Source organism: Komagataeibacter xylinus (assembly GCF_031081985.1).
GTDB lineage: Bacteria > Pseudomonadota > Alphaproteobacteria > Acetobacterales > Acetobacteraceae > Komagataeibacter > Komagataeibacter xylinus_E.
Map to the genome: position 1 here is coordinate 103,224 of NZ_JARWSK010000004.1, position 19,773 is coordinate 122,996.

General features: G+C 60.7%; 13 protein-coding genes. 9 read left to right on the plus strand and 4 right to left on the minus strand.

Features of this window, described 5'->3' with window-relative positions; translation table 11 throughout:
• Window positions 1–206: 206 nt before the first annotated feature.
• Both QEG70_RS08690 and QEG70_RS08695 read right to left on the minus strand, forming a co-directional pair.
• Window positions 207–2,789: a TonB-dependent receptor plug domain-containing protein gene (locus tag QEG70_RS08690; protein ID WP_374762575.1), complete on the minus strand. Its 2,583-nt coding sequence runs from the start codon at window positions 2,787–2,789 to the stop codon at window positions 207–209.
• A 548-nt stretch (window positions 2,790–3,337) separates the two neighbouring features.
• Entirely contained in the window at window positions 3,338–4,240 is a 903-nt protein-coding gene (locus tag QEG70_RS08695) for a delta(1)-pyrroline-2-carboxylate reductase family protein (protein ID WP_308720324.1), read from the minus strand.
• A gap of 691 nt (window positions 4,241–4,931) precedes the next feature.
• On the opposite strand from QEG70_RS08695, the gene QEG70_RS08700 reads away from it, so the two are divergent.
• On the plus strand, window positions 4,932–5,153 hold the full coding sequence (locus tag QEG70_RS08700) for a (2Fe-2S)-binding protein (protein WP_308720325.1): 222 nt from the start codon (window positions 4,932–4,934) through the stop codon (window positions 5,151–5,153).
• A gap of 195 nt (window positions 5,154–5,348) precedes the next feature.
• Here the strand turns inward: QEG70_RS08700 and QEG70_RS08705 are convergent, their stop codons facing one another.
• Together QEG70_RS08705 and QEG70_RS08710 are read right to left on the minus strand one after the other, a co-directional pair.
• Entirely contained in the window at window positions 5,349–6,863 is a 1,515-nt protein-coding gene (locus tag QEG70_RS08705; RefSeq protein WP_308720326.1) for a sodium:solute symporter family protein, read from the minus strand.
• A complete protein-coding gene (locus tag QEG70_RS08710) occupies window positions 6,860–7,036 on the minus strand; it encodes a DUF3311 domain-containing protein (protein ID WP_308720327.1) in 177 nt (58 codons plus the stop codon). The genes QEG70_RS08705 and QEG70_RS08710 overlap by 4 nt, the downstream gene beginning before the upstream one ends.
• Before the next feature lie 560 nt (window positions 7,037–7,596).
• Between QEG70_RS08710 and ppdK the strand changes: the two genes are divergently transcribed.
• The 8 genes from ppdK (at window position 7,597) to QEG70_RS08750 (ending at window position 19,707) form a co-directional block, all read left to right on the plus strand.
• Window positions 7,597–10,272 (plus strand): pyruvate, phosphate dikinase, encoded by a 2,676-nt coding sequence (gene ppdK, locus QEG70_RS08715; RefSeq protein ID WP_308720328.1) that lies wholly within the window; start codon window positions 7,597–7,599, stop codon window positions 10,270–10,272.
• A gap of 82 nt (window positions 10,273–10,354) precedes the next feature.
• On the plus strand, window positions 10,355–11,221 hold the full coding sequence (locus tag QEG70_RS08720) for a pyruvate, water dikinase regulatory protein (protein ID WP_308720329.1): 867 nt from the start codon (window positions 10,355–10,357) through the stop codon (window positions 11,219–11,221).
• Between the two features lie 185 nt (window positions 11,222–11,406).
• Window positions 11,407–12,852, plus strand: coding sequence for a D-glycero-beta-D-manno-heptose 1-phosphate adenylyltransferase (gene rfaE2, locus QEG70_RS08725; protein ID WP_308720330.1), 1,446 nt, complete (start codon window positions 11,407–11,409; stop codon window positions 12,850–12,852).
• Entirely contained in the window at window positions 12,794–13,978 is a 1,185-nt protein-coding gene (locus QEG70_RS08730; protein ID WP_308720331.1) for an AGE family epimerase/isomerase, read from the plus strand. The genes rfaE2 and QEG70_RS08730 overlap by 59 nt, the downstream gene beginning before the upstream one ends.
• A gap of 453 nt (window positions 13,979–14,431) precedes the next feature.
• Entirely contained in the window at window positions 14,432–15,772 is a 1,341-nt protein-coding gene (locus QEG70_RS08735) for a B12-binding domain-containing radical SAM protein (protein WP_308720332.1), read from the plus strand.
• 52 nt (window positions 15,773–15,824) lie between these two features.
• On the plus strand, window positions 15,825–17,498 hold the full coding sequence (locus tag QEG70_RS08740) for an alpha-keto acid decarboxylase family protein (RefSeq protein WP_308720333.1): 1,674 nt from the start codon (window positions 15,825–15,827) through the stop codon (window positions 17,496–17,498).
• Window positions 17,499–17,982: 484 nt separating this feature from the next.
• Window positions 17,983–18,114, plus strand: a complete 132-nt coding sequence (locus tag QEG70_RS08745) for a hypothetical protein (protein WP_308720334.1) — start codon at window positions 17,983–17,985, stop codon at window positions 18,112–18,114.
• A gap of 366 nt (window positions 18,115–18,480) precedes the next feature.
• A complete protein-coding gene (locus QEG70_RS08750) occupies window positions 18,481–19,707 on the plus strand; it encodes an MFS transporter (protein ID WP_472369982.1) in 1,227 nt (408 codons plus the stop codon).
• Window positions 19,708–19,773 lie beyond the last annotated feature (66 nt).

The following is a 19,773-nucleotide window of genomic DNA, read 5'->3' on the forward strand; positions in this document are numbered from 1 at the left end:
CAGGCCGGTTGCACGTCAGCGGTGCGACTGCGGGGGAAGGCGGTTTCCGGGCGCAATCCGGACATGCAGGGGCCTCAATAACGGTTACGGGGCACGGAATCGCCGTGGCAGGGCTGCGCCCGGGCGTGGATTGGGTTCCGACAGGGGACAAAAATAATGCCCATGGCTTTCACCATGGGCATTATCGTCAGGGCAGGAGGAAACGGTCAGAAGTTGGCGTTCAGGCGACCGTAGTAGTAGCCACCCGTGATGGGGATCTGCGCCGAGTTCTCGTCATACGGCTCGGCGCCAAGAGCATTGAGTTCCTGCGACATCATGCGCGGGCGGACGTTGAACACGTTGTTCGCGCCGACGGCGAAGTGCCAGTTCTTCTGGAAACGCACGCCAATTTCGATATCGGTCATCCAGTGCGGGGTGTTGATGAACTGCTGCAGGGCATTGTTGGAATACTGCAGGGCAGAGGGGCCCCAGTCCTGGTACTGCAGCATGGAAGTCGTCTGGCCATACCGGGTCTGACGGATATTGAAGTCCCAGTTTTTATAGGTGTAGTAGGCGTTCAGGATGATCTTGCTACGCGGGTTGTCAGACGTGATGGAGGCAATATCTGCCAGGTTCAGGTTGGCACCGTTATGATGCAGGCGGGTGCGGTTGAGATCGATCGACATTGACAGCGCAAGGTTGCCATACCTGTGGAAGCGGAAGAGGTAATCCGCCTTGATATCCACGCCCTGTGTGCGGGTGCTGGCGCCGTTGGTGAAGTAGTCGGCATAGACATTGTTGTAGCCAGTAAAGCCTGTTGGCAGCGAAGCAAGCTGGGCAATGGCCTGGGATGCGATATAGCCCTCGGTCGTGTTGCCGTAGGGGGTGCTGCCACCGAAGTTGGTATCCTGCACGATACGGTCACGCAGGTTGATCTGGTAGACATCGGCTTCCACATGGAAGTTATCGACAGGCTCCAGCACGATGCCACCGCTGACGCTGGTCGAGCGCTCGGGCTTCAGCTTGGTTGCGCCAATAGCTTGTGCCGCGGCGGAATCGGCGGCCAGCAGGCCACTTGCACCGGTGGGCGAGACGTTGACGGCGCTGAAATGCGATTCAGCCAGTGTGGGCGCACGGAAGCCGGTGCTGATGGTGCCACGGATGGCAACGCGTTTGTTGAAGTTATAGCGCGTTGAAATCTTGCCGTTCTCGGTATTGCCGACGTCGGTGTAATGCTCCAGTCGACCCGCGAAATCGAGTTCCCATTTCTTGGTCAGGTGGAAGTCGCCATCCATGTACCACGCCCAGATGTCACGGTACCACGTGCCAGCCGAACCTGGTGAAATACCGGCATAGCCCTGCGTGCCGCCATTCTCGTAGGAAACGGGCTCGCCTGCAGTAATGTTGTAGGATTCCATCCGTTCTTCGGCACCAAAGGCCAGCGTCATCGGAACGACATCACCGATCTTGAAGTGACGGCGGAAATCGAGGTTGTTAGTCCACTGCGTCATGCTGTAGGTCTCGGCTCGTGCCGTGCGGGGGCTGGAGCCGTAAGTATTAACATAACTGGTGTTCAGGGTATTCTTGTTGCCGATCTTGTCGATATCTTCGCCGTAGGTGGTGCTGAGATCCCAGTTGAAGCCCATGAAGTTGTCACCCTTCAGGCCCAGTGTTGCGGCAAAATCGTTTTCTTCCATGGTTTCCAGAGGGGAGAAACCATAAGGGGCGATGCTTTCGCACGCGGTGCAGCTACCGCCTACGGAAGGTGTACGGTAGTTTTCATAAGCTTCCGAGTGACGATGGGCATAGGTGATAAGCCCGTAAAAATTAATGCCAGGCGTGAACTGCTTGCCCCATTCAATCGCCAAGTTTTCACGCGTTTCTTCCGGCGTGCTCATGATCATGTTGGAGTTCGTGGCAATCTTGCCAGCATTGGGACCTGTATAGGTCGCACTGGAGGCGCTGGCGGGCTGTGAGCCGAGCAGGCGGTGATCACGCGCGTTGTTGGCCACGAAGTGGTCGGAGTGGTACATCTGCCCGCTGATATGCAGGAAGCCGTCCTGGCCGAGCTTCATGCCGCCATCGGCGTTGAGCTGGTAGTTCCAGCCATCACCGTTATAGGCGTTGGCACCGGTCTGGCCGCTGAAGTTGAAGCCGTGATCCTGCTTCTTGGTAATGATGTTGACCACGCCCGCGATCGCGTCCGAGCCATACATGGCGGCCGCGCCATCCTCGAGCACTTCGATATGGTCGATGGCGTTGGCGGGGATCATGTTCAGGTCAACGGGGGTGGACCCTGATTCCGGGCCTGAATCGGCATAGAGGTTGGCCGTGGTGTGGCGGCGCTTGCCATCCACGAGCACGAGCACTTCATTGGGGTTCAGGCCGCGCATGCGGATGGCGGATGTCAGCGCGCCCGCATCGGCGCCCATGGCGCTGACATTGATCGAGGCATTGGTGCGGGTCAGCGCATCGGCAAGGTTCATCTGGCCCGAGCGGCGGAGTGCCGCCCCGCTGATGACCGAGACCGGGCTCATGCTGTCACGCGCCTTGCGGTTGGTGGAGTGCGTGCCGGTGGAGACACTGATCTGCTCGACACCGGAGCTGTTCACGCCACCATTATCTGCCTTGGCAGCCTTGAGGGTGGTGGCGGCCCGGCTGTGCGCCTGGGCGGTTGCGGTGTGGTGCGCGCGCACCGTGCTTCCCTTCTGATCCGCTGTTGTCGTGCTGCCAGACGATGTGGCAGCCATCGCTCCGCACGAAACAAAAGAGCAGATAGTCGTAATCAAAAGAGAGGTGCGTCTGTTCATTGATAAGGCCCCGCGATCCATAGCTCGTGAGGCTATTTATTGGCAGCTCGTAATAATTTGCGAGAGGGAAAAATGCCTTCCGATCATTGCGAAGAAGGTATGTTGCACTGCTGCAACACAATGTTAGATGTGACTTTAAGTTAACTTTACGCAAAACGAAACTAAGCGCCACTTGGAAAGCGCACGGCATGATCTGGAAATATCCTATGTTTTCAATAGATTGATAATTTCCTGTATGTCGCGCTTCCTGAGTGTATTTTTGTAGTTGACAGTGGGTAAAAAGTTATTCGCTTCTCTGAAGCAACAAATTAAAATCAATGTGTTACGTATTTCTGCATGCCCCGGAAAAGCGTGATATAAAAGATACGCTCACCTGTGTGCCGGTTGCATTTCAGGCTCATGCCAAAGCCTGAAACGGCATTGTTGCTCCGGCCCTGAGTGTCGGGCCTGCCCTGCTATCCTGATGGGGGCTGGAACCGGCACTGTAGGGCAGGGCGGGAGAATCGGTTCTGGCAACCCCCTCCGTGCAGCCGGGGCGCGCAGGGCGTTTATCCGCCCTGCTGGCGGGCAACCCGGCAGGCGGCGAGATCCCACGCGGCGCACCCGACGGATTTGAAAAACACGGGCTGGTCCGGGGCCGGAAGCCTGCCCTGCAGTGCCTGCGCGAGGGGATGGACGCGCTGCCAGTCCACCCCTGCCTGATACAGATCGCCTGCTTCTGTCGGGGCGCCGATGGGGTCATCAACATAAAGGGCACTGCCTGCAATGGTGGCGGGGCCAATTTCCACCATGTCGGTCCGATAGGCGCCAACGCCTATGACAAGGCAGGAGGGGCGGGCGCGTTCGTTATAGAGGACCGATGTGCTGGCCGTGAGTGTCAGCACCACATCAAAGGGATCTTCATCCGCCTGCTCGGGGCGCACGTTCAGGCCAGGCATGGCATGTGCCGCGCAGAAGGCCCGTGCCCGCTCGGGCGTGCGTCCGCGTATAACAACGGTCATGCCGGGATAGACCGCAGCAAGGGCCTGCAAATGCGCAACGGCCTGCGTGCCGGTGCCAATCAGCAGCACGCGCCGCACGGGACCGCGCGCGAATGTGCGGATGCCGAGCAGGCTGATGGCGGCCGTGCGGCGCATGGTCACGGTGGGGCCATCAAGCATGAACAGGAAGCGCCCGGCCTGCGCTTCAGCGCAGATGACCTGGCCCTGTATGGTGGGCAGGTTGTGGGCGGAATTGCCTGCAAACAGGCTCAGCAGTTTGGTGACCATGATGTCATCGGCCACGCAGGGCATGCTCATGAGCGCGCCGCGTTGGTCGCGGGTGCGGATGGTGGTGCGCTCGGGGCACAGGATCTGCCCCGCGGCTGCATCAAGTGACGCCTGTGCAAGGGCATCGATCAGGGCAGGGAAGGGGAGGAGGCTGCGCGTATCCTGCGCGGAGTACTGCTTCATGCGTATGCACCCTTGCGTCATGGGAAGGGGTATAGGGATATGGTATTTTGCGCCTGCCGTCATCCGTATGGGTGTAAAGGCAAGGCAATATCATTTTCTCATGGTAAACGACAAATATACGATGATATTGATTGATGTCGTGCGGCGAAAGAATACATGAATCATGCCATATATCTGAGCATTGATCCTTATGCGGTCAGGGTCATGTGCTTGTTGCGCGCGATAATGATGCGAATTATTTCTGTTTCATATGTGATGATTGTGAATGTGAATGGGATAACCTGACAGAAATTCAGAATGCTAAGGAATCAGTAATGTTCGAGCATGGAAATGTTATATTCATGGACGCAAAACAGATGGCGACGCATGCATTATACAAATATGTATTGAATAAAGGGTAGAATTCACTTGGGGCAGGTGATGAGGACCTGCTTATTCGGTAAGCCTGCGTAGCTTCGGCTTGGGCGCTGCATCGCTGTTCCGTTTGCGGGCGCGGAAAGGGGTGGCTTTTTGTGTGGTGGTTACGGGAAGCGTCTCTATCAAAAAAATATGTTATCGCTCATGACATAAATAAAATGAGCATGATGCAGAAGCTGCCCTACAGGAACTCACTATTTTTTAAGGTTTTCGATATTGCGATTTGTTCTCATTCGTGATTATGCTGCGCCCACATCATGAATGGGATGGATAAATGTTTGTCTGCTCCTGCAATATGCTGACTGACACGGACGTAGAGACCGCAGCCCGTAATGGCGCGGTCAGACCTAAAGAAGTCTATGAATCCAAGGGCTGTCGGGCCCAGTGCGGCAACTGCGTGCCCGGTGTGGTGTGCATTCTGCGCCAGCTTGCCCGCCAGGGGCGCATGGTCATGCCCGAGGTGCCGCATGTGCATCCCGATATGCAGGTCATCTGACCGGCCTGTTTCGGTGCCTTCTGTCGTTGTGCAGGGCACGAAAAAAAAACGGCACGCCTGCCAGGCATGCCGTTCTGTTCCAACACCAGGAAATTACAGAAGTTTCTGGTGAAGCTTTTCCCACAAAGCGTCAGATGACGCCGCTTTATCCTCGTAAAAGCGGCTTCGTGAAACGCTGTATGTTAATGTCGCCTGTCAGCCCTGCCGCCGCACGCTCTGGCGTGGCTGGAGGGTGGAGGGTGAGGCGCCGAGCGCCAGCCGGATCACGCTGCCCAGCACCATCGTCACCACGATATTGACGCCGAGCGCCAGCAGCCCGGTTGAAACGGAAGCCGAGAAGCCGCCAAACGCAATGGGGTGCACGGGCTTGAGCCCATCCAGCCAGCACAGCCCCAGCCCGAACAGCGAGCCACTGGCCCAGCCGCCAATCAGCGCAGGCGCCGACAGCCGCAGCGGCAGCAGGCCCATGATCAGGGCGGGGAAGGTCTGCAGGATGATGACGCCGCCCAGTAGTTGCAGGTCAATGGCGAACTTGGCGTTGAGGAAAACGACACAGCCCAGCGCGCCCACTTTCACGCCCAGCCCGGCCAGGCGTGAGCCGGTGACCGATTCGCTGTGGCGCGGCAGGATGTTGTGCATGATCAGGTTGGCCGCGCCAATCGCCATGACCGAGGCTGGTACAAGTGCTCCCACCGCGATGGCGGCAAAGCAGAAGCCTGCGAACCATGAGGGGAAGATGGCCAGGAACAGTTGCGGCACCACCTGCGAGGATGACGTGGTCACGATTCCCGCCGCATGCGCCATCAGCCCCAGCAGCGCGATCAGCCCGAGCACAATGGTGTAGATGGGCAGGAATACGGCATTCTGCCGGATGGTATCGGCGGATTTCGCCGCCAGGATTCCCGTCAGCGTATGCGGGTACAGGAAGGCGGCAAAGGCCGAGGAGAGCGCAAGCGTGGCATAGGGCACCGTCTGGTCCTGGCTCACGATACGGCCACCGGGCAGGGCGGGCAGGTGTTCCGTCGCCGCATGGAACATGGCGCCATAACCGCCAAGGTGGATCGGCACGATGATGACCGCCGCCAGCACGGCGATATAGATCATCACATCCTTGATGAAGGCGGTCAGCGCCGGGGCATGCAGCCCGCCCAGCCACGTATAGGCCGCCAGCGACACGAACGCGAATAAAAGCGGCAGCATGCCGGTATAGCCCAGCGCCTCGACAACCGTGCGGATGCCGATGAGTTGCAGGGCAATATAGGGCAGCACCGCCACCAGCCCGCTTATGGCCACGGCCAGTTCCAGCGTGCGGCTGCCAAAGCGCGCGCGCACGATGTCAGCCGCCGTGGCGTGGCCGCCATCGCGCGCGATGGTCCACAGCTTTGGCATGACGGCGAAGATGAACGGATAGACGATAATGGTGTAGGGCAGCGCGAAAAAGCCGAAGCCTCCGGTGGAATAGACCAGCGCTGGCACCGCGATGACCGTGTAGGCGGTGTAGAAGTCACCCCCCACCAGAAACCATGTGACCCAGGCGCCAAATTCACGCCCGCCCAGCCCCCACTCCTCACCTTGGCTGGGGTGGGTTGCGGCCTTGCGGCGGTTGAGCAGCGGGCGCCAGAACCGCACCGTGCTGCCCAGCACGATGGTCGCGACAAAAAAGAGGATAAACACGCCGATGGCGGCGTTATCAGGCAGGGGGGTGTTCATGACTGTCTGTCCGTCTTCCATGCCATCCAGATCAGCACGGAGGTTACGGGTACCCAGGCGAGCTGGTACCAGTAAAAGAAGGGAAAGCCGAGCAGCACCGGGTCGTGCCGGTTATACAGCGGCACCCAGAGCAGCCCGGCAAAGGGCAGCAGGAGGAGTATGGTTTTTTTCATGTTGACCGAACTTCTTGTTTTTGTGTGGCCGTCAGCAATTTTTCTGGAAAGCGGAATGGAGTGTCAACATAATTGAAGGCGTTTTTGAAGTATTTTTTTGAATAACGGATTGGGATATTTTGTAATTACATTTTTTTTATTGTGCAGTGCGCAATGTTTTTGCTGCGACGCACAACGTAATGCAGCAAAAACAGGGCCTTTGAGGGAACGTAAAAACATGCATAAAATGAATAACTGAAATTATTAAAAATAATATAATATGCGTCGCACCTTGCGGATGTCCGCGCTTGTTCTGATGGTTTATAAAAATATATCCTTGTAATTAAACAATATTATTTTCATTTTCCGCATCCTGCCGGGCGTCGCGCCCTCAAGGGAGTGCCGCGTGGCGCGATGGGGCGGGTGAAAATAGTGATTGCCCGCCCTTGCCCGTGCCGGTTAAATTCATTGCCCGGACCTGCCAACAACAAACAATATTAAAAAGCACGGTCGTCTGTTTCACCCTGTGCCGGAGCAGGTGTTATCCTTTGACAGACGGGCGTGCGTAGGAACGAACAGACATGACCAAATGGGTTTATAGCTTCGGAGATGGCCTGAACGAAGGGCGCGCGGAGATGCGCAACCTTCTGGGCGGCAAAGGCGCCAACCTGGCGGAAATGGCGGCCAATGGCCTGCCCGTGCCGCCCGGCTTCACCATTACGACGGAAGTCTGTTCGGCCTTTTATGAAAATGGCCGGAAATATCCCGATGACCTGCGCGCCCAGGTTGCCGATGCGCTGGCGCGGGTTGAAAAATCCATGGGCCTGCGCTTTGGCGATGCTGCGGCTCCCCTGCTGGTCTCGGTGCGCTCGGGCGCGCGCGTGTCCATGCCGGGCATGATGGATACCGTGCTCAACCTTGGCCTCAATGACGAGACGGTGGAAGGTCTTGCCCGGTCCTCTGGCGATGCCCGCTTCGCATGGGACAGCTACCGCCGCTTCATCCAGATGTACGGCTCGGTGGTGATGGGCGTGCCCCATCATCACTTCGAGGATGTGCTCGAGCAGTTCAAGCGCGCCAGCAAGGTGGAAGACGACACCGCCATCACGGCAGAGCAGTGGCGCACCATCGTGGCCGATTACCGCCACCTCATCAGCACCAACACCGGCACCGAATTCCCTACCGACCCACAGGACCAGCTCTGGGGCGCGATCGGGGCGGTGTTCGGTTCGTGGATGAACCCGCGCGCCAACACCTATCGCAAGCTGCACGAGATCCCGGCCTCATGGGGCACGGCGGTCAACGTGCAGTCCATGGTGTTCGGCAACATGGGCGATGACTGCGCCACCGGCGTATGCTTCACGCGTGATCCGTCAACGGGTGAGAACATCTTCTACGGTGAATACCTCATCAACGCGCAGGGCGAGGATGTGGTGGCCGGCATCCGCACGCCGCAGCCCATGGCGTGCGCGCGCGCCGAGGCGGGCCAGCACCCGATGGAAACCACCCTGCCGCAGGCTTACGCCGAACTGATGCGCGTGCGCTCGGTGCTCGAAACCCATTACAAGGACATGCAGGACATCGAATTCACCGTCCAGCGCAATGTCCTCTACATTCTCCAGACCCGCAGCGGTAAGCGTACTGCCGCCGCAGCGCTGAAGATCGCCATCGACATGGCGCGTGAAGGCCTGATCACGCAGGAGGATGCGATCCGCCGCGTGCCCGCCTCCTCGCTTGACCAGCTTCTGCACCCCACGCTCGATCCCAAGGCCGAGCGCGTGCAGCTCACGCGCGGCCTGCCCGCCTCGCCGGGGGCTGCTGCCGGTGCGGTCGTGTTCTCGGCCGAAGAATGCGAGACGCGGGCCGCAAAGGGCGAGGATGTGATCCTGGTCCGTATCGAGACCTCGCCGGAGGACGTGCACGGCATGCATGCCGCCCGTGGCGTGCTCACCACCCGTGGCGGCATGACCTCGCACGCCGCCGTGGTGGCGCGTGGCATGGGCCGCGTGTGCGTGGCAGGCGCTGGCAGCATCCATGTCGATTACGCCGCCGGTAACATGACCATCGGCGCGCATACCATCGCGCAGGGCGAGTGGATCACGCTCGATGGCGGCACGGGGGCTGTCTATCTGGGCCGCGTGCCCACCATCGCGCCCACGCTGTCCGATGATTTCAACACGCTCATGGGCTGGGCTGACAGCGTGCGCCGCCTTGGCGTGCGCGCCAACGCCGAAACGCCTGATGATGCCGCCACCGCCCGGCGCTTTGGTGCGGAAGGCATTGGCCTTGCCCGCACGGAGCACATGTTCTTCGGCCCTGACCGCATTGGCCTCGTGCGCCAGATGATCATTGCCGATGATGAACTGGTGCGCCAGAAGGCCATTGCGGGGCTGCTGCCTTTCCAGCGTGATGACTTTGCCAGCCTGTTCCGCATCATGGCGGGGCTGCCGGTAACCGTGCGCCTGCTCGACCCGCCGCTGCACGAATTCCTGCCGCATGCGGAAGCCGAGATGGCCGAAGTGGCGCAGGCGCTGGGCAAGAGCGTGGAAGATGTGCGCGCCCGTTGCGCGGCACTGGCCGAGACCAACCCGATGCTGGGCCATCGCGGCTGCCGCCTCGGCCTGACCAGCCCGGAAATCTATGCCATGCAGGTGCGTGCTCTGATCCAGGCCGCCGTGATCGTGGAGAAGGAACTCGGCAAGCCCATTCGCCCCGAGATCATGATCCCGCTGGTGGCAACGCAGGCCGAGCTGGCCACCACCCGCCGCGCTGCCGAAGACGAGATCGCCCGCGTGCTGAAGGAAGAGGGCACCAACCTCAACTACTACATCGGCACCATGATCGAGCTGCCGCGTGCCGCCATCCAGGCGGACAAAATCGCGGAATATGCCGATTTCTTCTCGTTCGGCACCAATGACCTGACCCAGACCACCTTTGGCCTGTCGCGTGATGATGCGGGGTCGTTCCTGCCTTATTATGTCGATAACGGCCTGCTGCCGCGCGACCCGTTCGTGTCCATCGACCGTGATGGCGTGGGTGCGCTCGTGCGCCTTGGCGTGGAGCGGGGGCGGCAGACCAGCCCCGACCTCAAGCTGGGCATCTGTGGCGAGCATGGTGGCGACCCGGATTCCATCGCGTTCTTTGATGAAGTCGGGCTGGACTATGTATCGTGCTCACCCTTCCGCGTGCCGGTGGCCCGCCTTGCGGCAGCTCAGGCCGCCCTTGCCACCCGCAGCAAGGTTGGCAACCCCGCCTGACGCCACCTTGTGGTGGCATGGAGACTGAAAAAAATGGCGCGTCGCCTGCCTTAGGGCTGCGGCGCGCCTGTCAGGCAGGACAATGAGCGAACAGCCGATCATCCTGCATCTTGTATCCGAGGCGACGGGACAGGCGCTCGAGGCGGTGATGCGCGCCTGTGGCGCCCAGTTCCAGGATGCCGAGTTTGCCCTGCGTAACTGGAACCTCGTGCGCACGCGCGTGCAGGTCGGCCGCGTGCTGGCCGGGATCAGTCACGAGCCGGGGCCGGTCCTGTCCTCGCTCACATCGCCCGAATTGCAGACCATGCTGCGGGTGGGGTGCGCGCGCCTTGGCGTGCAGGTCAAGAACATCCTTGATGGCACCATCCATTTCCTTGAACAGCAGACCGGCATCCCCGCCGAGCGCCACCCCGGTGGCCAGTACGTGATGGATGACAGCTACCGCCGCCGCATTGATGCAATGCAGTATGTCATTGCCCATGATGACGGGCAGAAAACAACCGACCTCACCCGCGCGGAGGTGGTGCTGGTAGGGGTTTCGCGCACATCCAAGACGCCCACCTGTTTCTATCTGGCCAACCGGGGCATCAGGGCTGCCAATATTCCGCTGGTGCCGCATGCGCCGCTGCCTGCTGGGCTGGAACATTTTCCCGGCCTTGTGGTCGGCCTTACCATTGATGCGCATACCCTGCTTGAAATCCGCCGCTCACGCGTTGGCATGATGCTGCCGGGCCGCTCCATCGCGGCTCCCGGCATGTCGGAAACATCGGTCAAGCCCTATATAGACCCGGTCAACGTGCAGGAGGAACTGCTCTGGGCGCGACGGCTGTGCACGCGGCATAAATGGCCGGTCATCAACGTCACCCACCGCTCGGTAGAGGAAACGGCAGCCGCCATCATCGACATGCTCGAGCATGATGGCACCAGCCGCATCCTGCCTGTCGTTTAAGGTGTGAGAGAGAAGTTTCTGGTGAAGCTTTTTGAAAAAAGGCGGTACCCGGAAGCTTTTGTCATTTCTGAAATCCGCCTAAGGGCAGGTTGTATCCAACCGGGGCGACGTGACAGATACGCCGCCATATCCTATTGCTGCGGTAGCGCATGCGCCTGCCTTTTTTCTATCCTGATGGATCATGGATGATTGATACACTCACACCCGGCCGGATTGTTGTCGTGGGTGATCTTCTGCTGGATCGTTACATTACCGGCTCGGTCAACAGGATCTCGCCCGAGGCTCCTGTGCCGGTGCTGCTGCATGCGCGCGAGCACGCAACGCCGGGGGGCGCTGCCAATGTCGCGGCCAATGCGGCAGCCCTTGGCGCACCGGTCAGCCTGATCGGCGTGGTGGGCACGGATGCTGCGGCCCGGACCCTGCGCACCACACTGGCAGCGTGGCCCGGCATCGACACGACCGGATGGGTGGCGGACCCCGCATGGACCACCATCACCAAGACCCGCATCCTTGGCGGGCAGCAGCAGATCATTCGCATTGATGAGGAAATTCTCACCCCCTTCAGCGCGGAAACCAATGCCCGCCTGCTCGCCGCCGTTGATGCGGCCCTGCCGGGCGCGCGCGTGCTGGTGTGCTCGGATTACGCCAAGGGCGTGCTGTCCGATGAGGTGATACGGGGCATCATGGCGCGGGCGGCGGCGGCCAGCGTGCCCGTGATCGTGGACCCCAAGCGCGCGACATTCGGCATCTACACTGGGGCCGCGCTGATTACGCCCAACCGCGCCGAGATCAGCCGCGCCACCTTCCTGCCCACCGATACCGATGCGCAGGTGGAGGCGGCGGCGCGTGCCGCCAGCAGCCAGTTCGGCGGCGACGTGCTGGTCACGCGCTCCGAGCAGGGCATGTCGCTGTGGCAGCGTGGGGGCAGCGTGCGGCATGTCTCGGCCCAGCGCTCGGAAGTGTTTGATGTGTGCGGCGCGGGCGATACGGTGGTGGCCACCATCGCCACCATGCTCTCCGCCGGGCTGCCGCTCGAGACGGCGGTGGTCATCGCCACCACGGCGGCGGCAATCTCGGTCAGCAAGCATGGCACGGCCACGGTCTCGCGCCACGAACTGCAACACGCCCTGAACGGGGAAACGACAGGCCACGGCAACCTTGTCAGCCTGGGCGAGGCCACGCGCATCGTGGCGGACTGGCGGCGGCATGGCGCGCGCATCGTGTTCACCAATGGCTGTTTCGACCTGCTGCATCCCGGCCATATCGCCCTGCTGCGGGGGGCGGCAAGGCAGGGTGACAGGCTGGTGGTTGCACTCAATACCGACCGCTCGGTGGCAGCCCTTAAGGGGCCATCGCGCCCGGTGCAGGATGAGCAGGCGCGGGCCACCGTGCTCGGCGCCCTGCGTGATGTGGATCTTGTGGTGCTGTTTGATGAGGAGACGCCCATCAAGGCCATCGAGGCCCTGCGCCCGGACGTGCTGGTCAAGGGCGCGGATTACACCGAGGATCAGGTGGTGGGCGCGCCCTTCGTGCGCAGTTATGGTGGCCGGGTGGCCTTGATTGATCTGATTGATGGCCGTTCGACCACATCGCTGGTCCGGCGCGCGGGGGCTGGGCAGGCCAATGGGTGAGCAACCCGCCGGGGGGCTGCGGCACTGGCTGGCGCAGGCCGCCCTGCCGTTATGGATCGAGGCGGGCTTCGACCCCGCACGCCAACTGTTTCATGAGCGGCTGGGCTTTGACGGGGTGCCGTGCAACCCGCCCGCCCTGCGGCTGATGGTGCAGGCCCGGCAGATTGCGACCTATGTGCGGGCTGCCGATGATGGCCATAGTGCTGCCGGGGCCACGGCGCTGGCCTGCATGGCGCAGGTGCGCAGGCGCTATTGGCGGGCGGATGGCGCGCCGGGCTGGGTCTTTTCGCTGGCCCCTGATGGCACCCTGGCTGATACGCGGCGCGATCTCTATGCCCATGCCTTCATTCTTTATGCCTGCGCGTGGTCATACCGGCTGTCAGGCGAGAGGACATGGCTGGAGACGGCACGGCAGACGGTGGATGAAATCACTACCCTGTTCGGTACGCCGCAGCCCGGCGGCTATCTTGATACCGTGCCGGGGCAGGACGGGTTTCGCCGCCAGAACCCGCACATGCACCTGCTTGAAGCCTTTCTTGCGCTGGCTGAAGTTGGCGGCGGGGAGATGTATCTCGATCACGCCCGTGCCCTTGCGGGGCTGGGCATGCGGCATTTCATGCTGCCTGGTGGCGCGGTGGGCGAACTGTTCACGCCGCTGTGGCAGCCAAGCGCGCCTTTGGGCCAGAACCGGACCGAGCCGGGCCATGTGTTTGAATGGGCCTGGCTGCTGGCGGAATATGCCCGCCTTGCGGGGGAGGGGACGGACTCGCCCTTCCTGCACGCATCGGCACAGTTGCATGCGTTTGGCATGCGCCATGGCGTGTGCCCCGATACGCTGGCCGTATGCGATGCGGTGACCGATCACGGCGCACCGCTCGAAGCCACGACGCGCATCTGGCAGCAGACCGAATTCATCCGCCAGCTTGCCCGCCGCACGGCAGGGGGCGATGGGGTGGCGGAAAACCTGCTGGCCCCGGCCTGCGCCCGTTTTGCACGTGCTTATGTGCCGCCCCGCCTGCGCGGTGGCTGGTTTGACCGGCTGGGGGCGGATGGCACGCCGCTTGATGGCTACATGCCCGCGAGTTCGCTGTACCATATTTACGGTGCCGTACGCGAAATCAGGTGAGGCAACAGCCTGTCAGCCTCATGACGGTTCTGGAAAAAAAGCAGCACCTGGCTGGCGTTTCTTGATTGCCGAAGATGATGGGGGCATATGGATCAGCGCGCACCCTGCTGCTGAGTGAGGTCACGAGGCCCGTGCCATAGGGAACGGGCCTTTTGCATGCAGGGGCACAGGCATGCAGCAGGCTTAAACCTGATATGTGGCCAGTTTCAAGTCGCGGAGGGGTGATTGATAGTAAGTAAAATAAAATAAATAATAAACAAGTAATAAAAAATCTGTTCAGTAAATAGTCATGCAAATTTTTGATATATGAAATATGCATACTCTATATGATCGCTTCTGAATATAATTGTGTTTACTGCGCGCGGTGGACATGCGGGACAAAAACCGTACGATATGCCTGACAGTTATTTGTCCAGTATATTTTCTTCACATCCCGGTCCATGGAGTTGAAGCATGTCCAAGGCAGATCTCAAGCTGCTTATCATCCAGCCATCGCATTACCGTTCCAAGACCGACCGGACCATTTTCAAGACCAAGCGGCGGCAGATGGTGCCGCTGGCGCTGCCCTACCTTGCAGCCCTCACGCCGCGCGAATGGACCGTCACCCTGCTTGATGAGCAACTGGAGGACATCAATTTCGAGGTGCCGGTCGATGTGGTCGCACTCAGCGCCTGGACGCTGCATTCCCCCCGCGCCTACGACATCGCCGCCGAGTTCCGCAGGCGCGGGGTCAAGGTCATCATGGGTGGCCCGCATGTGTTCTTCTACGCCGAGGAGGCAGCCGAGCATTGTGATGCGGTAGGCGTGGGCGAGGCCGAACCCATCTGGCGCACCATGCTTGAAGATGCGGCGGCTGACCGCCTGCAAAAGATCTACCGCGCCACGCCGCTCAAGGAACTCAATGACCTGCCGCCCCCGCGCTACGACCTGCTGGACCTGAAAAAGTTCGGCCCCTTCCGCACCTTTGCCGTGCAGTCCTCGCGCGGGTGCCCGTTCGTGTGTGATTTCTGTTCGGAGCGTTTCTACCTTGGCGGGCGCTTCCGGTGGCGGCCGGTTGACCAGATGGTGGCCGAGCTTGAGCGCATCAAGGACAAGGGCAGCCACTTCTTTTTTGGCGAGAGCAATTTCGGCGGCAAGAAAAGCCGCGCCATGGAACTGATGGAAGGGCTTGTGCCGCTCAAAATCCGCTGGTCCACGCTGTGGTCGTCCAATCTGTGCCTTGATACGAACTTCCTCGACCTGGCCCAGCGCAGCGGGGTCATGCACGTCAATATCGGCATCGAGAGCATTGACGAGGAAATGCTGCAGGGCATGAAGAAGGGCTGGAACAAGGCCAGCCGCTATGGCGAGATGTTCGACAACCTGCGCAGGCGCGACATCAGTTACTCGCTCAATTTCATCTTCGGCTATGATGACGAGCACCCCGATGTGTACGAGGCGACGCTCTCCTTCCTCGAGGCGCACAAGGTGCCTGCGGCCTACTTCAACATCCTCACCCCCACCAAGGGCACGGCCCTGTTCGAGCGGATGAAGAAGGCGGGCCGTATCATCGACCCCGAGGATATCGACCGCTGGCCCGGCCAGGTCTGCCATATCTGGCCCAAGAACTGCACGCCGGGGCAGATGGAGCAGCGTATCCAGAGCATGTACCGCAAATTCTACAGCATGCGCTCGATGGTGCACCGTCTGCCATTTCCGCGCACGCGCTCGGACATGTCATCATGGATCCTGAACATGACGGAACGCCGTATGGCCTTTTCATCCACCGGAAACAATGATTTTGATATCTATTGATTTCACCCCCGCCAATTCCGGCGGGGGTGGCAACAGATAGGGGAAAGACGGCATGCGCGGATCAATCGGTAGTATGCTGCTGGACCGGCTCCGGCATCTTGGTGTTTCGCGTATTTATGGCGTCCCCGGTGATTACAATCTGGAATTCCTGGAACTCATCGAGCAAACGCCAGGCATTGAGTTCATCGGCACCTGCAATGAACTCAATGCGGCCTACGCGGCTGATGGCGATGCGCGGCTCGCTGGCATCGGGGCGGTGCTGGTCACCTATGGAGTGGGCGACCTGTCATGCCTTTCCGCCGTGGCGGGCGCGAGTGCCGAGGGGGTGCCGCTGGTCGTGATTTCGGGCATGCCGCCGTGGCATGCCATCCAGTCGCGCGCGCTGGTGCACCACACCCTGGCCGATGGCAATTATGACAACGTGCTGAACTGCTACCGGCAGTTCACGGTCGCCTGCGCGCGGCTCAACCCCGCAACCGCCGTGGCCGAGACCGACCGCGTGCTGCAGGCGGTGCAGGCGTTACGCCGCCCGGTCTATATCCAGTTCCCGTCCGATATCTGTTATGTGGCGGTTGACGTTCCGCCGCCGCCCACGGTTGCCGCGGTGTCCGACCCCGGCCTGCTCGCCCGGGCCGGCGAGCAGGTGGTCCGGCGCATCAGCCAGGCCCGCAAGCCCGTGGTGCTGATCGATGCCATGGTGCGCCAGTATGGGTTGCGCGAACGCGTGCAGGCGCTGTGCACCAGCTTTGGCATTCCCTATGCCGCGCTGTCCACCGCGCGCACGCTGCTGCCTGAATCCGGGCCTGAATGGCTGGGGCAGTACGGGGGCGCTGCCTCCGCTCCGGCTGTGGCGGATTACGTAAAGGCCGCCGATTGCGTGATTGCGCTGGGGGTCCGGTTCGTTGATTCCACGTCAGGCTATTTCTCGCAGCAGATCGCGCCGGGGGCGATGGTGGATGTGCAGCCTTTCAGCCTGACCTGCAATGGCGAGAACATTCAGGGCATTACGGCCGCCGACCTGCTGGACAGCGTGCACCAGCGCCTGGCCAGCGTGCGCATGGCGCGGCCTGAACGGATTGCCGCTCCCGCTGCCCCCACGGCGCCCGCGCCGCAGGATGAAGGCTGGGCGCAGGCCCCGTTCTGGCGCCGGGTCGAATCCTTCTTGCAACCGGCTGACGTGGTGGTGGCCGATAACGGTTCCTCCATGACGGCCATGCTGCACGCGCAACTGCCTGCTGGGTGCAGCCTGCTGGTGCAGCCGGTGTGGGCTGCGATCGGCTATTCGCTGCCCGCAAGCCTTGGCGCATGTCTTGCCCAGCCCGAACGGCGGCATGTGCTGTTTATTGGCGATGGCTCCTTTCAGATGACCGTGCAGGAACTCTCCACCCTGCTGCGCCATGAGGCCAATATCACCATCTTCCTCATCAATAACGGCGGCTACACCATCGAGCGCATGATCCTTGGCCCACAATCGGTCTATAACGACATCGCCAACTGGCGTTATGCCGACCTGCCGCAGGTCTTTGGCCCGGACAGGGCGCCACGGACGTTCAGGGTAGCGAGTATGGATGAACTCGAAACCGCGCTGGACCAGGCAGCGGCCCATAAGGGCGTGAACTTCATCGAGGTGCTGTTCACCTCCATGGATGCCCCGGCGGGCATGGCTAAAATGGGAGCAGCGGTGCGGCGCTATGATTATGGAATCGATCTGCCTGATCAGGCCTGATCGGGGTTGCTGCGCGCAGGCAGGTCACTTTTTTGCCTCTGGGGCAAAATGACCTGTTTTTATGCTGGACGGGTGCCTCAACGCAGGCTATTGAAAATAAGACAGTTTTTCCGGGCCTGCACCTGAAGTGGCCTGAAACGCGCTGGCATGGCCCGAAATCGGGTCGATTAACAAGCCAGATAGTTCACGAAATCGTGATAATAGAAGATTAAATATTGTGCAATTGCACGGATTTTAATCTGGCCTTACATCCCTCTGACGGGGTGCGAGGCCATTATGCTGCTTTGCGCGGCACAGTTTTTCCGGGCGCCGGGAAAAGGATCAGGGCGGTCTTGAGGTTATGCGCATTTATTGAACAATAATAATATGCCGATACTGTAATGGTCTGCTGGTTATCGCCAACTGTTCCAGAATTTTTATTGCCAGTATTTCGGTTCTGGTGTTCCTTCCGTCTCACCAACACGACACCAAAGGAACTGAAAACATGTTTATTGAAAACATCAGCACCATAATTGCCCACTCCGTTAACGCCATGTCCTCGTTGACCATGGTTGCTTTCCTGCCCATGATCGCTGCCCTGATGGTTGCTACCATCGTGTCCGATCGCGCTGCCTGAGCTCAGGGGTTTCTGTCCTGATACCCCTGCCGCCGGAATTCCCGCATTAATGCGGGAATGGCCGGCAGTCGGCAGGCAAAAAGAATGACCATGACAGGCGCTTCGGCGTCTTTTTTTGTGCCCAGTGTTCTGCCTGACCGGCCATGAAGGGCCTGCCTGCGCCGGGTGGGCGGCAACGCGTCATTTTTCAAAAAACGTCATGAAACGCCGCATCTGGCGTTTACCGCCCCTTTTGCGTGCATGGCCTGGGTGCGGGTGGAAATACATTGCCCAACGGGGCTTGTCGGCATGTCGGCATGGGTGTAACGGCGCGCAACCGATCGCGTGCGGTATGCGCGCTTTACTCCATTCATCCAGAGCATATGCATGACACAGACAATGATCCATGACCGTGGAGGGGCTCCCGCGCCCGTGCGCCATGTTGGCAGCCCCGGCCTGATCTTCTTTATTCTCGCCCTTGGCGGCTTTGCCATTGGCACGGCTGAATTCGCGGCCATGAGCCTCGTGCCCATGATCTCGGCAGGCATGCATGTGACCGTGCCCCAGGCGGGCCACGCCATCGAGGCCTATGCCGCGGGCGTGTGCGTGGGCGCGCCGCTCATTGCCATGCTGGGCGCCAGATACAGCCGTAAATACCTGCTGATCGGCATGATGGTGCTCTATGTCCTTGGCAATGGGCTGACGGCCCTCGCCCCCAATTACCTGTGCCTGCTTTTGTGCCGGTTCATCAGCGGGCTGCCGCATGGGGCCTATTTTGGCACGGCGGGGATTGTCGCCTCCGCTCTCGTGCCTGAAAACCGCCGCACGCAGGCCGTGGCCCGCGTGGTGCTGGGCCTGACCATAGCCACCATTGGTGGCGTGCCCATGGCCAACGGGCTGGGCATGCTGGTGGGGTGGCGCTGGGCGTTCGTGCTGATTGCGGGGCTGGCGCTATGCACCATGCTGCTCATCATGCGCTTCGTGCCCACCGATCCGCCGCGCCCCGACGCCAGCGCCATGACCGAGATCCGCGCCCTTAAAAACCGGCAGGTGTGGCTGACGCTGGGCATTGGCGTGGTGGGTTTTGGCGGCATCTTCTGCGTCTATACCTATCTTGCCTCCATCTTGCAGGAGGTCACGCATGCGCCCGCCTACATGACGCCCGTGCTGCTGGCGGTATTTGGCGTGGGCATGACGGTGGGCACCATGACCTGCGCGTGGGCTGCCGACCACAAGATGATGCCCACCATTGGCGGAACACTCCTGGTTAATGCGGCAGCGCTCGCAGGCTTTCCCGGTTCGGTGCATTCCGTGTGGAGCATGATGCCCATCGTGTTCCTGATTGGCTGTGGCGGGGGTTTGGGCACGGTCATCCAGTCGCGCCTGCTCAGTGTGGCGGTGGATGCGCAGGCGCTGGCAGCGGCCATGAACCAGAGCGCCTTCAACATGGCCAACGCCATTGGCCCTTGGCTGGGCGGCATGGCGATCAGCGCCGGGCTGGGCTGGGAATCCGTGGGCTGGGTGGGCAGTTGCCTGGCCATGGGCGGCTTCGTGATCTGGCTGCTGACGCTGAGCGATATCCGCGCCGCCGCCCGCAGGCAGGCCGGTGGCTGACCGGTGTAGAAGTTTTTGGTGAAGTGTTTTGCAAAAAGCGGCAGCCGGAAACTTCTGTCATTTTAA